This is a genomic window from Lacrimispora sp. (assembly GCF_032078915.1).
Classification (GTDB): domain Bacteria; phylum Bacillota; class Clostridia; order Lachnospirales; family Lachnospiraceae; genus Lacrimispora.
In genome coordinates this window covers 23292-37554 of record NZ_DAMAUN010000058.1, presented here as the reverse complement: position 1 = coordinate 37554, position 14263 = coordinate 23292, and the positions used below count along the sequence as shown (strand labels likewise).

At 42.9% G+C, this 14263-nt stretch carries 17 protein-coding genes and 1 pseudogene; 6 read left to right on the top strand and 12 right to left on the bottom strand.

Going from position 1 to position 14263, the window contains the following annotated elements; genetic code table 11:
* Positions 1–159 precede the first annotated feature (159 nt).
* Positions 160–342 carry a hypothetical protein gene (locus RT269_RS20170; RefSeq protein ID WP_313185290.1) on the top strand — a complete coding sequence of 61 codons (183 nt, stop codon included), beginning with the start codon at positions 160–162 and terminating at the stop codon, positions 340–342.
* A gap of 107 nt (positions 343–449) precedes the next feature.
* Here RT269_RS20170 and RT269_RS20165 read toward each other — a convergent pair whose 3' ends face one another.
* The 3 genes from RT269_RS20165 to RT269_RS20155 form a co-directional block, all read right to left on the bottom strand.
* Entirely contained in the window at positions 450–2120 is a 1671-nt protein-coding gene (locus RT269_RS20165; protein WP_313185288.1) for a S8 family peptidase, read from the bottom strand.
* Positions 2121–2387: 267 nt separating this feature from the next.
* Positions 2388–2825, bottom strand: coding sequence for a DUF3955 domain-containing protein (locus tag RT269_RS20160; RefSeq protein WP_313185287.1), 438 nt, complete (start codon positions 2823–2825; stop codon positions 2388–2390).
* Positions 2816–3298: an RNA polymerase sigma factor gene (locus RT269_RS20155; protein ID WP_313185285.1), complete on the bottom strand. Its 483-nt coding sequence runs from the start codon at positions 3296–3298 to the stop codon at positions 2816–2818. The genes RT269_RS20160 and RT269_RS20155 overlap by 10 nt, the downstream gene beginning before the upstream one ends.
* Positions 3299–3596: 298 nt before the next feature.
* Between RT269_RS20155 and RT269_RS20150 the strand changes: the two genes are divergently transcribed.
* Entirely contained in the window at positions 3597–3749 is a 153-nt protein-coding gene (locus RT269_RS20150) for a CPC_1213 family protein (RefSeq protein WP_313185283.1), read from the top strand.
* 46 nt (positions 3750–3795) lie between these two features.
* Positions 3796–4017, top strand: a complete 222-nt coding sequence (locus tag RT269_RS20145; protein ID WP_313185281.1) for a heavy-metal-associated domain-containing protein — start codon at positions 3796–3798, stop codon at positions 4015–4017.
* A 233-nt stretch (positions 4018–4250) separates the two neighbouring features.
* Here the strand turns inward: RT269_RS20145 and RT269_RS20140 are convergent, their stop codons facing one another.
* Both RT269_RS20140 and RT269_RS20135 read right to left on the bottom strand, forming a co-directional pair.
* Positions 4251–4415, bottom strand: coding sequence for a hypothetical protein (locus RT269_RS20140; RefSeq protein WP_154523824.1), 165 nt, complete (start codon positions 4413–4415; stop codon positions 4251–4253).
* 187 nt (positions 4416–4602) lie between these two features.
* Positions 4603–4752: a hypothetical protein gene (locus RT269_RS20135; protein WP_313185279.1), complete on the bottom strand. Its 150-nt coding sequence runs from the start codon at positions 4750–4752 to the stop codon at positions 4603–4605.
* Between the two features lie 454 nt (positions 4753–5206).
* Between RT269_RS20135 and RT269_RS20130 the strand changes: the two genes are divergently transcribed.
* Positions 5207–6796 carry a recombinase family protein gene (locus RT269_RS20130; RefSeq protein WP_313185277.1) on the top strand — a complete coding sequence of 530 codons (1590 nt, stop codon included), beginning with the start codon at positions 5207–5209 and terminating at the stop codon, positions 6794–6796.
* Positions 6797–6829: 33 nt separating this feature from the next.
* Here the strand turns inward: RT269_RS20130 and RT269_RS20125 are convergent.
* The 5 genes and pseudogenes from RT269_RS20125 to RT269_RS20105 form a co-directional block, all read right to left on the bottom strand.
* Positions 6830–7024 (bottom strand): annotated as a pseudogene (locus RT269_RS20125) (manganese catalase family protein); the annotation flags it as partial.
* Positions 7024–7290 carry a spore coat protein CotJB gene (locus RT269_RS20120; RefSeq protein WP_313185275.1) on the bottom strand — a complete coding sequence of 89 codons (267 nt, stop codon included), beginning with the start codon at positions 7288–7290 and terminating at the stop codon, positions 7024–7026. The pseudogene RT269_RS20125 and the gene RT269_RS20120, both read right to left, overlap by 1 nt.
* On the bottom strand, positions 7290–7406 hold the full coding sequence (locus tag RT269_RS20115) for a spore coat associated protein CotJA (protein ID WP_313185291.1): 117 nt from the start codon (positions 7404–7406) through the stop codon (positions 7290–7292). The genes RT269_RS20120 and RT269_RS20115 overlap by 1 nt, the downstream gene beginning before the upstream one ends.
* A gap of 91 nt (positions 7407–7497) precedes the next feature.
* Positions 7498–8136 (bottom strand): hypothetical protein, encoded by a 639-nt coding sequence (locus RT269_RS20110; protein ID WP_313185273.1) that lies wholly within the window; start codon positions 8134–8136, stop codon positions 7498–7500.
* A 395-nt stretch (positions 8137–8531) separates the two neighbouring features.
* Positions 8532–9866: an FAD-dependent oxidoreductase gene (locus tag RT269_RS20105; protein WP_313185272.1), complete on the bottom strand. Its 1335-nt coding sequence runs from the start codon at positions 9864–9866 to the stop codon at positions 8532–8534.
* Between the two features lie 173 nt (positions 9867–10039).
* On the opposite strand from RT269_RS20105, the gene RT269_RS20100 reads away from it, so the two are divergent.
* Entirely contained in the window at positions 10040–11422 is a 1383-nt protein-coding gene (locus RT269_RS20100; protein WP_313185271.1) for a GGDEF domain-containing phosphodiesterase, read from the top strand.
* Positions 11423–11496: 74 nt separating this feature from the next.
* The gene (locus RT269_RS20095; RefSeq protein WP_313185270.1) at positions 11497–12411 is read left to right on the top strand and encodes an AraC family transcriptional regulator; all 915 of its coding nucleotides are present in this window, start codon (positions 11497–11499) and stop codon (positions 12409–12411) included.
* Here RT269_RS20095 and RT269_RS20090 read toward each other — a convergent pair.
* Together RT269_RS20090 and RT269_RS20085 are read right to left on the bottom strand one after the other, a co-directional pair.
* Complete coding sequence (locus tag RT269_RS20090) at positions 12401–13243, bottom strand: carbohydrate ABC transporter permease (protein WP_313185269.1); 843 nt, start codon at positions 13241–13243, stop codon at positions 12401–12403. The genes RT269_RS20095 and RT269_RS20090 overlap by 11 nt on opposite strands.
* Complete coding sequence (locus RT269_RS20085; protein WP_313185268.1) at positions 13236–14219, bottom strand: carbohydrate ABC transporter permease; 984 nt, start codon at positions 14217–14219, stop codon at positions 13236–13238. The genes RT269_RS20090 and RT269_RS20085 overlap by 8 nt, the downstream gene beginning before the upstream one ends.
* Between the last annotated feature and the right edge of the window lie 44 nt (positions 14220–14263).

The following is a 14263-nucleotide window of genomic DNA, read 5'->3' as shown; positions in this document are numbered from 1 at the left end:
AATTTCTTGTCAGCTGGTGAACAATGGTTGCCACGATCTCAAGATGAGCTAACTCGTTGGTACTTGATAGATGTCAGTAATCTATGAATAATTCCAAATAATTCCTTTTGACTTATCGAACATTTGTTCTTATACTTATATTTGGAGGTGATGGTAATTATGGCAGGAATGTGCGGACTTGCGCCAGATATAAATAAATGTCCTAACTACAATGCAGAGACAGTAAGCTGTGCTGTCAATAACAAAGCATGCGGATTTTTTAGAGCATCAGGTGAGATAAAAGAAGAAAAAACAGAATACAAAAGAAAAGCAAGATGGTATGAACAGTATTATAAGAGGTAGGGATATAGGCACCCTACCTCTTTTTTCGTAAAATGATATTTGATTTTCGGTAACTTTATCCTGAAAACGCTGGTGATATTACCAGTCTGGTTCGAAATTACTTTCTATTATGATTCAGTATTTAAAAGCATATTTAATAAATTTTGAATATTTAATCTTCCATATCCCCATATATTATTTGGATAAATTACGCCCGGATCACGCAGAGCATTAAACGTTAACAGCCCTCTGATTTGATTCCCATTTAAATTGATATAATTTATTTTTATACCGGCCCACTCCAAGGCGATCGCTATGGCCCCCGCCGCATATCCTACAGCTGCTCCGGTTCCGCTGATCACTCCATACTGGTTCTCTGGAACAGCACACGGTATCTGGTAACCAGGAGCCGCTATATCGGGTTTCATGATACGTAATCTGGTATAACCTCTTCCGGAATCAGTTAATATGCTATTATTGATTTGATTATAGGCAGCAACGGTTAAGGGATCCGTCGTATTACCTGGTGCGGTTATAGTGGTATCCGGATCTGCATTTATGAAAAAGGTCCCGTCAGATATCAGAGTTCCGGAAGGTAACCACGCATGAAAAGAAAATGGTGTAGTTTCTACACCTAAAATACGTAAATGCCAAGTTCCTGGATAAGGATTTATAAAACGTATTAAAATTAATGGATTTCTGCTTCCGCTCTGAAAAACAAAATCATTAACAAAGAGAATACTCTGACTTTGTTCAAAAGCAAACTCATTACAAGCAAACGAAGGATAAATATTTTTTGTAGATTCCCCCAAAGGTGATATAATCTCAATAGATAAGCTGCTTGGCGCATATGGCCAAATTTCCATAGAAAATAATTTGTCACTGCTTCCTACATTCAATTGAAAATCATGATAATAAGGCTCGGAAAAAGCATGGCCAAAGTAATGCCTTTCTTTGTTTGCCTCATCTCCTGTCGCAACAGCAACTCCGATATTTGGCAGTTCTGCAATACCGTTTAAAAAAGTACTGATCGGGCTGATTCCATCATGGCCGCCTTGATTACTCCCTAATGCAATGCATATAACTAAAGGCCGATTCAGGTTTTGAGATACCGTAATTAAATACCTTATTCCAAGTATTAAGTCAGACTCTTGAAAGCACAAGGAATCATTTGGGACAAAAAACAACTGTTTAAGATTTTGTTTTGCTTCCTTTAGTTTCACAATCAAAAGTTCAGATTCTGGTACAATACCGCTAAAAGAATGATTGGAATCAGGACTTCCAGCGATAATGCTGGCAATCGCTGTTCCATGCCCGTTTGTGTCTATGGAGGGAACTATGGACAATGGATCCTTTAATGACAATGCTTGATTAATCGTTTCTCCAGTATATTCACTGCCAAAAGTAAAACCCGCAGGAATCGTACCACTTTGTTCTGACTGGTCCCATATAGAAATGATGCGTGTCGTCTTATCATTATGGAGAAACGCTGGATGCTGATAATCAATCCCTGTGCCTATTATACCTATAATAATATCTTTCCCATGCAAAGCAGGTTCAGAACTAAACCGAAAGCTTTCATTATTTGCTTCATTTCTATCAATTATCGATATCGGGGTATATAAATCAGGTAAATAATAATAAGGAATCTGGCTTTGGTCACAGATATTAATTTTAGACGTACTAACATGTAATATATGATAAGTCTCATTCAATGGGGTTACATCTTCATTGTTAACCGGGCTCATTGTATTTTCAACAATCAAGTCGAAATAATTTTCATCCAGAATTTTATTCATATATTACCACTTTCCTTATAACAATAGATATTTTTAAATATTATGCAATAAATAATATAGTTATGTGGATTGATTGGGATTTATGTTAGGCTGTTGCCTTAAGTCTGAATTTAAACAGGCCGACCGTCTTCTTACCGGCTGCGGGGGGATTATCTGCTGCTCGCATTCTTCTCATATGTGCGTAACGATGTCAGTATATTTCTTCATCTTCGCATAATGGTCATAAAACTGCTGCTCTGCCGGAAATGCTCATGATCTTCCATACAATTATTTAGAATTTACAAAGCGTCTCTTTATAGCCATGATCCCCAGAATAACACCTGATAACAGTGCAGACAGTCCAAACAGGTAGGATAGCGGAATCAAAGCAAACGGTTCTACCAGAAATCCTTCTGTAGTCACATAACTGCCGATTATATTATATGCCACCAAGCACCCCACACTGGCAATAATAGAAAAAAGTAATATGCCGGCGAAAAAGGAGGACAATCTATCCTGTTTCCATTTCTTTGCAATATTATTCATAACTTTAACATCCTCCGTATTCTTAACCGTTTTAATCTCTATGTTGATCTGCTTCAATTCGTCACGGCACTTTTCACAGGTTGATAAATGCTCTTCAACTAATTTGCGGCTATCCTTACTGCATACATTATCGTGATATAATGGGAGCAGGTCCTTTATTATTTCGCAGGTTATTCGCATTCTATTTTCTCCTTTAATTTCATTTTTGCTCGATGGTAAGTGACCCTCGCCCAGCTTTCTGTTCTTTCAAATAAGCTGCCTATCTGTGAAAAAGATAAATCTCCAAACACTCGCAGCATAAAAACTTCCTTAAAGGGTTCGCTTAGGCTATGAAGCTCTTTGTGAATGTTAAATACAGATTCTTTCGATAAAAGGCTCTGCTCAATCGTTGAATCAACATGAATATTTTCCGCCTCAGTCAAATCCTCATGATACGTTTCTTTCTTTTTGTATGTGAAGAATGTATTTTTTGCAATTTGACATAACCACACATAGATCTTGCACTTCCCATCAAATTTATCGATATTTTTTAAAGCCTTAAAAAATGTCTCTTGTGTTATTTCTTCCGCAATCATTTCATCCCTACTTATTGACAGAACATATTTATAAACATCCTTGAAGTAAAGATTATATATTTGATTGAAGTCCGTCACTTTTTCACCTCGCTTTCATACATAAGACTACGGAGAATCGAATTCGTTACAATTTTTTCAAATTTTAGCATACCTCTTTGACATGCTAATTAAAGATTACCTATATCCAAATAACTTAAAGTAATCCGTAATATACCAATACTCATGATAAAATGATTGATTTATTACATAACTTATTATTTTAATTTTGTTCACTAATTACTCATACATCATACAATTTTCTGGCTTTAATTGGAAACCAATCATAGAATCAAATTATTAAATGAATGGTATACTAAAAATAGTAAGGAGGTAAACTATGGGCAAAGATAATTCAAAAAGAAGTACAAAGAATCATAAAAAAGAAGATGGTACTTTTCATTCAAAACATATCAACCACAATCCACAAGCTGAAAGCGCACGAGCTGTGTTCGGATTAAAGGCAGATAATTCGAAAGATAAAGAATCTTAGATTCCAAATAACATTGAAATATTCCGTAAAAGAAAGGAGTTGTCTTATGAATAAAGTACACTATGATATATCAGGCATACAGAATTCAGAGATCAAAACTCAGCTTAAAAATGCACTGGATAAAGTAGATGGAATCTCTTCGGTCAATATTGATGTAACAAGAGGCTCCATTGAAGTTGGTTACAATCAATCAACAGACGAAAATTCTATCAAATCTTGCATCGAAAATGTTGGATGCAAAATACAAAACCAATCTAACGAATTCTAAGAAGAACCTGATGACAGAGAGTTCTTACTATATAAGAGTAGGGGGAAACCCCCTATTCTTTTTTTAATCAGCCAACGCCGCCAAATCTTAACCGGAACTGCCAGCCAGGCTGAAATCGATCCATTACTGGTCACGCTTGTAGCTGCCCTCTTGCAGCTGCCCTCTTGCAGCTCCCCGATTTTATCTCTTCTCTCTCCTGCTGCCCCGGCAATGCTTGTCCAATGGCTCCGGCCTCAGCCGGTTCCTTCCTTTTGTTTCTTTTCCTTATCCCGATAAATACCAGCAGCAATTCGACCAATGTTATCCAGGATTTCCTGACGTTCAGCTGCTGTTCTTACAACGCAGTCATCATGGCCACGGACAATGGTATTTCCAATTTTCATTTCAAAAACTACCATGCACGGCACCTCCCCTTCGCTTAAAGCTATGCAGCATTGGTTGTACTTGTTGCGTACTTCTTTCCCTCCTCTCATAGTCCTTACATGGGTATCGCCTGCCGCAGTCTGGACAGCGAGGCCGGTACCGGCAGAACTTGCATAACCGATGTTTGGCAGTATCAGACCTTCCGGTAATTATTCCAAAACCTCATAGCCTCCTCTTCGGCGTCGAAGGTATCCACCCAGATTCCATGTTTCTTGTTTCTGTGCAACCGCCCTCTTTACCGTCCTGTTCCAGATGAACTTTTGCTACGATTTTTCCGCCGCTGTAAGCTCTTGCTCCTATTGCATATTTCATATGTATCACAATTCCTCTCTTGTGAAATTTACCATATCACCTTATACTGTACTTACTGGCTCCCGCCAGGGAATATTTTTGAACCACTCAATAGTTTCAAGATGGTTGAGTAAATTACGAGATTTACCTACGCTAGCATTACAACCATAAAGCCCTTGGATACATTAGGAGTTCACTTCCTTTTTCAATGTCCGCAAGAAGTGGAGGAATCTCAAAATCCACTCTTCATCACTTTGGAACCGTATGGTACAAAAGATAGTTATATATTGACTATAAGGTAAATAAAAACCGCCCGGTGCTACCAACACCGAACGGCTTTACATAGATTTCTCTTACCGGGCTTCCGGAAAGATCTATCCATCTCGACAATGGAATTATATCATTTTCGGAACGCCCTGGCAAGGGGCGTATTTTTGTGCCCAAAATACAATAGACTGTACAAGGAGATGATATAATGTTAGATCTGTCAGGAACTTATTATATGTACTTAAGAAAATCAAGAGAAGACCGGGATGCAGAAGCCCACGGAGAGGGCGAAACCCTGGCCCGTCATGAAAACCGATTAAAAGAGCTTGCTGAGCAGCTAGGTATTACCATATCCCATGTTTACCGGGAGGTCGTATCTGGCGAAACCATTGCTGCAAGGCCAGAAATGATGCAGATGATCTCTGACATAGAAAACAATCGGCCAGACGGAGTTCTTGTCATAGAGCTTGAGCGTCTGGCTCGTGGAGATACCAGAGATCAGGGACTTATCATGGAAACATTCAAGTACGGCAATACGAAAATTATTACCCCCATGAAGACCTACGATCCAAATGATGAATTTGACGAAGAATATGCTGAATTCGGCCTTTTTATGAGCCGGCGAGAATACAAGGTAATCAACCGACGTCTGCAAAACGGACGCCGTGCATCTGTCAAAGAGGGGAAATGGACCGGCAATGTTGCTCCTTATGGGTTCGAGAGAATGAAGCTCCCTCATGAGAAGGGATTCACTTTAAAGCCTCTCCCGGAAGAATCAAAAATCGTACAATTTGTTTTTCAGCTATTTACATCTGGGACTCCCGAATCTGATAATCTTCCGCTTGGCACCACGCAAATAGCTCATCTGCTTGATGATATGAAGATTCCTCCTCGTAAATCAGATCACTGGGAAGCCAGCGTGATTAGAGGAATGCTGCGGAACTACGCCTACATAGGGAAGCTGGAAACCGGGAAGCGCAAGCAAGTCAAAATGATAGAAAATGGCGCGGTAAAGCGATCGCGGCCGATCAATACAGATTGTGAGATATTTGATGCCATTCATCCTCCAATCATAGATGAACATATTTTTTATGCAGCCCAGAAACGATTGGAAGCCAATTTCAGACCCTCCGCTTTCCTTACAATAAAATCCCCCCTGGCTGGCCTGATGTATTGCAGTGAATGTAAAATGTCAATGTACCGCCGCCCAGCAGGTTCCAGGAATCCTTCAGATACCATACTGTGTAAAACTCATAACTGCCCTACCGTTGGCTCTTTTTATTATTTAGTTGAAGAACGCCTATTGCAGTTTTTGGAACGATACTTAAAAGATTATGAAATAAAAGTACAAAATGAGGATTCCGGAGATTGGAAGGAAGTAATCGACAGGAAGGTGGCAGTGTTAGCCGGATATCAGAACGAAGCTTCTACCCTCAAGAAACAGCTAGAGACAGTATATGACTATTTTGAACAACAGGTTTATTCCTTGGATTTATTCCGCAAGCGATCAAAAGAACTTACTAAGAAAATAGATGAAAATGACAGGCTCATAGAAAATATCCAGAATGAAATCATTGAGGTCAGGAACCGTATCGCAAAGAAGGAGGAATTTATTCCATACTTTGAAGGAATATTAAGGTCGTACGCAGAAACTGAAGATCCCCTCAGGAAAAACATTCTTCTCAAACAGGTGGTAGACCATGTGTACTATACGAAAATCAAAAAAGGCAATCGCCTTGGCCAGGGAAATGACCTATTTACTCTGGATGTTTATTTGAAACTTCCTTACCAGGATTAATGAGGTTTTTGACGGATATCTACGAAGTACCGATTCTTCCGTTCCGATATCCGTGAGAAGCCCTTTACATTCCTTATAAGGCATGGAATAGCGTTGGGAAAGATAACGCATGGAAGCTCCCATTTCTCCATCTGGGCCACCATACTGGCTAATAATAAAGGAAGCAATCTTGGGGTTAGGAGTCGTTATATTTACCGGATACTGTAATCTCTTTTCATACCTCCACATTAGCCGCACACTCCTTCCCATGGCCATGGATCATTGATCCAGGTCCAGTAATTCTCATCCATGACTCCATCAACCATCAGAGGGCCGCACTGCTCCTCATAAGCCTGCATTGCCTGCTGCCGCATATCAGCTACATAAAAGTAATAGTCTAATGCTTCCTGATCATCTGGATGGGTGTCAAGATACAATACCACATCATCCATTGCAAAGCTGGCTTCATATACCTGCTTTAACAGCATATCGCAATCAACATTATAACCTATCATCACTGGCACCCCCCCATAATAAATGGTTTAAACAGATCCGGGAAGATGGTTCCCATGCTCATGGCAGTATCTAACGGATACACTTCCTGCCAGCACTGCCATGGTACATATGCCATTCCAACCGGAAACTGGTCTATATTTTCGGCTGGACAAGGAGCTGGTGCGGGCATGCTGGGACGCATGGCCGGAGCAGTGCACGTCGGCATTTCAGGGCACTTCACAAATGCGGGACTTGTTGCCATATTCGGACATTTCATAGGAGCCGCAGCTTCCTTCTCTTTTTCCGGGCATTGTACCGGCATGACACATACCGGCATACAATTCTCTGGCACTGTACGGGCCGGCATTGTACGGGCTGGCATTGTACAGGCTGGCATCTCCCTGCATTTCTCTGGCATGCATTTTTCCGGCATTGTGCGGGCTGGCATCACTCTGCATTTCTCTGGCATGCATTTCTCCGGCATTGTGCGGGCTGGCATCTCCCTGCATTTCTCCGGCATGCATTTTTCCGGCATTGTGCGGGCTGGCATCACTCTGCATTTCTCCGGCATGCATTTCTCCGGCATTGTGCGGGCTGGCATCTCCCTGCATTTCTCTGGCATGCATTTCTCCGGCATTGTGCGGGCTGGCATCACTCTGCATTTTTCCGGCATCGGGCAGGCTGGCATTTCTCTGCATTTTTCCGGCATACATTTTTCTGGCATTGGGCAGGCTGGCATCACTCTGCATTTTTCCGGCATACATTTTTCTGGCATCGGACAAGCTGGCATCTCTCTGCATTTTTCCGGCATGCATTTCTCCGGCATCGGGCAGGCTGGCATCTCTCTGCATTTTTCCGGCATGCATTTCTCCGGCATCGTACGGGCTGGCATCTCCTTGCTTTTTTCCGGCATTGGGCATAATAGCATTGGCTGGCAATTCATGGGCATAGGCGCTGCCTCAGATTCACCTCTTGTTTCCGGACATCTTGGTCTTTTGGGCGGCATCCAAGGGCCGGAACCTGAGGCCATATCCTGTTGTTTCATAAGTATGGGATCAGTCCCATTTTCTGCGGACTTTGCCGGACCCGAACCAAGCGGCATGTCAGGACGAATTACCGTACCAGGGCTTACGGACATATCAAGCCCCATGGCATATTCCCAGCCGGCCGAGCCGGTGCCGGTCATATATTCAGGACACCATTGCTTCGTATAAAAATCCATAGGATGTATGACTCCTTTCGTTATTGAAAGTTTCTAATATCAATCTATGAAAGGAATACCCTGTTGTGCAGGGCCTGCTGAAATTTTTCCATTAATTTCAAAAGAAGATCCATGGCATGGACATTCCCAGCGTTTGTCATACCGGTTCCATACCAGACGGCATCCCATGTGGGGACAGTTTACGGCTCCCGGCATGGTTCCGGCTGAAAGTCCCTTCACTGATTGCATGCCATGGGAAAGCAGTGTGCCCGCGGCTGCCTTCAAATGATGCCTTCTGGGAGAAAATACTCCGTCATAGGGTGTTTTCCTTCCTGTTATCTGGGTGCTCAGTATCTTTGCTGCCACCATGGAGGAACTCATGCCCCATTTTCCAAAGCCTGTAGCAACATACCAATCCGGCCTTAGGGAAGAAAACTGCCCAATATAGGGAATTCCGTCTAACGTCATACAATCCTGGGCCGTCCATTTACCAATTTCCTTCGCTTCCGGAAATAGATGTTCCCCTGCCCGTCTCATCGTGGTAAAGGGATTATCCTTTGGCGCCTTTCCGGTCCTGTGGCTTCCATATCCCAATAAAAGCTTATCACCGGCATTCCGAAAGGAATATGCCCTTTCGTCAATTCCAATATACATGCCTTTTAAAGATGTAACCGGTTCAAGCTCCAGAACGTAGCTTTTTTCCTGATACATTTTGGCAAAATAAAATCCAGGGATATTAACAAAAGGATAATGGGAGGCAAATACCACTTTTTCTGCCTTTACCACCCCTTTATCCGTCACAACTTCATGCCCCTGAACCTTGAGAACCTTTGTCCGCTCAAAAATCGTAAGCCCTGCAGATATATCTCTTAGAAATTCCAGAGGATGAAACTGAGCCTGTCCGGTAAAACGTACCGCTCCATGCACAGGAAATGGAAGTCCGGTCTCCCTGACAAAGGAAGCCGGAAGCCCAAGCCTTGCAGCCCATTCCGCCTCTCTTGAAAGCACCTCTGACTCCTGAACCGAATATACATATGCATCCGTTTGTTCATAATGGCACTGTATCGAATAACGTCTAATGAGTTTTCCGTACTCTTCCACCGCCAGCTGGTTTGCCTTTCCATACAGCCTTGCCGTTTCTTCCCCAGTCGTTCGTGCCAGCTTTTCATAAATCAGATTATGCTGGGAAGTGATTTTCGCCGTTGTAAATCCCGTCTGCCCGCTTCCTATGCGGTCTGCCTCCAGCACCACCACATGAAGCCCGTGCCTTTGCAAATAAAAAGCAGTAAGGATTCCTGCCATTCCAGCTCCTATTACTACCACCTCTGTCCGTTTGTTTCCTGTCAATGGATTCCTACCAGGAATTCTGGCTGATTCTGTCCAGATTGATTTCATTCTTTCCACCTCTTGCCTTTATCGCTGACATACAAAAAAAAGTTCTTCTTATCCTTATTATTCTCTCTATTTCCAGATTAATGCCTGTTTTCTATCTTCCAATTATTTCTTGATTTCACCATGCTTTTATAATACAATTAAATCAGATAGCCGATAAAAGGGAGGAAATCCATATGAATTGGTTTGGAAAAAAGACAGCTCTGCCCCTTCAAACAGAGACAGGGACCAAAAGCCAGGTGATAGAAGATACTTTATCAGAGAGCAAACCGGAACGAGAAGCCTGTTTAAAGCATCTAAGCCTGGTAATGAGTTCTATGGAACGGGGCGCTGTGCTAAAGCTTCACATAGAGAATTTTAAACGGCTAAACCAGGTATTTGGTTATGAATACTGTGAAAGCCTTCTGGAACAGATCCTTACATATTTAAAAGAAGTGACAGGAAAAGGCGTCTACCATTATATCGGCGTGGAATATATCATCATACTGGATCAATATACCCAGGGACAGGCTTATGAGCTTGCTGAGACGATTGCCGGAAGGTTTGACCATGTCTGGAAGGTCAACGGGACCGACTGCTTATGTTCCGCACAGATGGGCATATGCTCCTATCCCGGGCACGCCGATTCTCCGGACCAGATGTTAAAGTGTCTGGATCTGGCCGTTATAAAGGCGGAAGACGAAGGTCCCAATCAGGCGGTCGTCTTTGACAGTGTTTTGCAGAAACAGCTGCAGCGGCGCCATACCATTGCCCTTTATCTAAAGACAGCCCTGGAAAAAGAAGAGGTGGAGGTTCGTTACCGCCCTACCCTTCAAATTGATACGGGGACCTTTACCCGGGCAGAGCTTTATATGCGCATCTTCATTAAAGGCCTTGGGATGATCGGAGCCAGCGAATTCCTTCCTGTTGCAGAGGATTCCGGGCAGATACGGGCCATCGAATACTATGCACTGGAAAAAACAGCCCAGTGCATCCACGGACTGCTTGATGCTGGCTGCGAATTTGAATCCATTGCTCTTCCCATTTCACCCGTTCTTTTTTTACAGGAAGATTTCCTTGACGAAGTGAAGCGGATGATGGATATCTATCACATACCTGAGGGAAAGCTTGCCCTGGAGATCCAGGAAAGTGCCCTGATCATGGCTTATTTAAACATCAACGTGACCCTTCAGCAATTGCAGGAAATGGGCGTGGAGATCATCCTCAATGAATTCGGTTCCGGCCACTCCGGAATCTCCTCTATCCTGGAGCTTCCAGTGGATACCTTAAAGCTTGAGCGCCTGTTCGTATGGCAGCTTGAGACGAATCCAAGGTCCCGGTCCGTCATTGAAGGGCTGGTCCGGATGGCAAGGGATCTTGATATGACCATCATTGCCGAAGGCGTGGAGACGGAAAACCAGAACCAAATCCTGACAGAAGCCGGCTGCAATTACCAGCAGGGGTTTTACTATTCTCCTACCCTGGAAAAGGATACTCTGTTAAAAATCCTCGGCTCTTCCTTAACAGAATCTCATCAGCTTTTAGCAGAGGAAAAGGAAAAAATGGGGAAACTAAGCTAATCTTCCAGTAGAAACTTAGAGGAAATTTCAGTATAATTACAGAAACAGCGGCATACAGGAAGGAGGACCACCATATGACCAAATCCGCATATTACCAACGGCCCGAAGACCGTTCCTTCCAGGGCAGACAAGTGGAAGGCCTGTTAGAAAACGTAGAATATTCCCTTAATTCCAATATCCGTATCTGGCATAACATTCAAACGGAAGGCTACGCGCCTCACCAGCACAGTGCACTGGAAATTCTCATACCCGTGGAATGCGACTATACCGTCATCATCAACAAAAAGTCCTTCACCTTACATCCGGGCGACATTCTCTTTATCCCCCGCTTCTCCATCCATGAGATCCTTCCAGCCACCAGCGGTTCCCGCTTCATTTATATGTTCAACATGGAACCGCTGTCCAGCTTTTACGATTCCTCCTTTCTGGATGTGGTTCTGTTAGAACCATGCCTTATGAACAAGCAAAACCATAGCCGGATTTATGAACGGATCTATTCCGGTTTCATGGAGATCAACGACATCTATTTTCCAGGCGGGATCTTTTGGGAATATTCTATTTATGCGGTCCTCATCAACATCTTAACGACAATTGGCGGAGAGTACTATCATGCCCTCTCCGCCAATTCACAAACCTCTCAGGAAAAACATTATGAGTATTACCAGAAGTTCACAGGCCTTTTGTCCTACATTGACGCCCATTACGGGGAGAACTTAACGTTAGAAAAAATGGCCGCCCACATAGGCTTTTCCAAATACCATTTTTCCCGCCTGTTTAAAGAACATACCAACTCTACTTTTTATGACTATTTAAGCCGCAAACGCATTCAGGCGGCTCAGGAAATGCTATTGGCCGGCGATTCGATCACCTCAATCGCTTTCCAAACCGGGTTCAACAATCCGGCCTCCTTTAGCCGGTGCTTTAAGAAGTATACAAAATACAATCCCACCGAGTTTCGCAGCCAGTTTTCCATTTCGTCTATCCCTTAACACCACCCAAAGCAACACCGGAAATTATGTAACGGGAAAGAAGCAGATAAACCACAATCAGGGGCAGCACGGTCAAAGCCAGCCCCATATAAACAGAGCCGTATTCTGTCTTATAAATATCCCCGCGCAGCAGGCTTACCATAATGGGCATGGTATACTTCTTCTGATCTGTCAAAAGTACCAGAGGAGTAAACAAGTTGTTCCAGCTGGACACAAAGCAGAAGATCGCCTGTGTTGCTATGGCCGGTTTCATTATCGGCATAGCAATCCGGTTAAAGATATAGAACTCCCCTGCCCCATCAATGCGGGCAGCCTGAATGATTTCCATTGACAAAGAAGGCAACATATACTGCCTCATAAAGAACACCATAGAAGGAGAGGCAATGGCCGGTAATATGAGCATGAGGAAATTGTTCGTCATATGAATCCGGTAAACCATCTGGTAGAAACCGATCATCGTTATCTGCGCCGGAACCATCATAATCGCCATGATAAAGCTGAAAAATGGTCTGCGGAATCTCCAGTTGTACACCACCAGCCCATATGCGGTCATATTGGAAAAATATACCGCACAAAGTGTTGCCCCTGTGGAAATGATAAGGGAATTAAAAAAACCATTGGCAGGGTTAAAACTTTTCCCAAGCAAAATAGCTATATTCTTCATCATATAAGTAGAAGGAAGAAGGGAAATTGCATGTTGCTGAATCTGTACCGTGGAACGGGTGGCATTGATCACCATAATATAAAACGGGGCAATGCTTAAAATTGCAAGGAAAATGCATACCACGTAAATAATGACTTTCAATATCAATGAGCTGCGCTTTTTATTCATGTGATTTCCTCCGTTCCTTCTGCATTTTCCTATATTCCCGTTCCTGCTGTTTGCTCAGCTTCTCCAATTCCGCTTCGTCCTTATCCCTCATTGCAAAGAACAAAATTGCCGATGCCGCGCAAATAATCACAAACATGATCATACTGGCGGCGGAAGCCCGATTGTATAAGTAACTGCCGCTAAAGGCCTGATTATAGATAAATACGCTGGTGGTTAAGGTGGCATTATCCGGTCCGCCAAGTAAAAACAGCTTGGGAATATCGAACATCTGTAAGCCGCCAATCAAACTGGTTACCAATGTAAACAGCAGAATGGTCTTTAAGTTGGGGATGGTAATATAGATAAAGGTCTGAATCCGGTTTGCCCCATCAACCTCTGCGGATTCAAAGATTTCAGGACTGATTCCCAGTACGCCGGATATCAAAATTATCATGGTATAGCCATACCACGTCCAGAACTGAATAAATGATACGCTTCCCCTTGCCACGGCTTTGTTGACCTGAAAATTAATTGGTTGGTCCGTGATCCCTAAAGTCATCAAAATATCATTGACCGGTCCCATGGGATAGCCGATAAGGGCGTTGAACAGAATGGCGACGGTAGCTGCGGTAATAATGTTTGGCATATAAAATAATACCTTAAACAGTCCCTTTCCTTTGATGTGATTCCGGTTATCCGTAAACCACGCCGTTAAAAGCAGGGCCAGACCTATCTGAGGGATAAAGTTGCATATCCACATGCCTAGAGTGTTCCGAAATGACTTCTGGAACGAGGGATTTGCCAAAATGTTCTTAAAGTTTAAAAATGGATCATCTGCCAGAAAATGAAACTTTACCGTACCCAATCCCTTACAATCCGTAAATCCAATAACAGTAGTAAAAATAATCGGATATAAAGTGAAAATCAAAAATGCAATGGTAAAGGGCAGACAGAATATGTATCCCCATTTCGCATAACCAGAATGCTTTCGTTTCATGTAAGTTCCTCCATTCAACGCAATCGGGCGGACAAGAAGAAAGA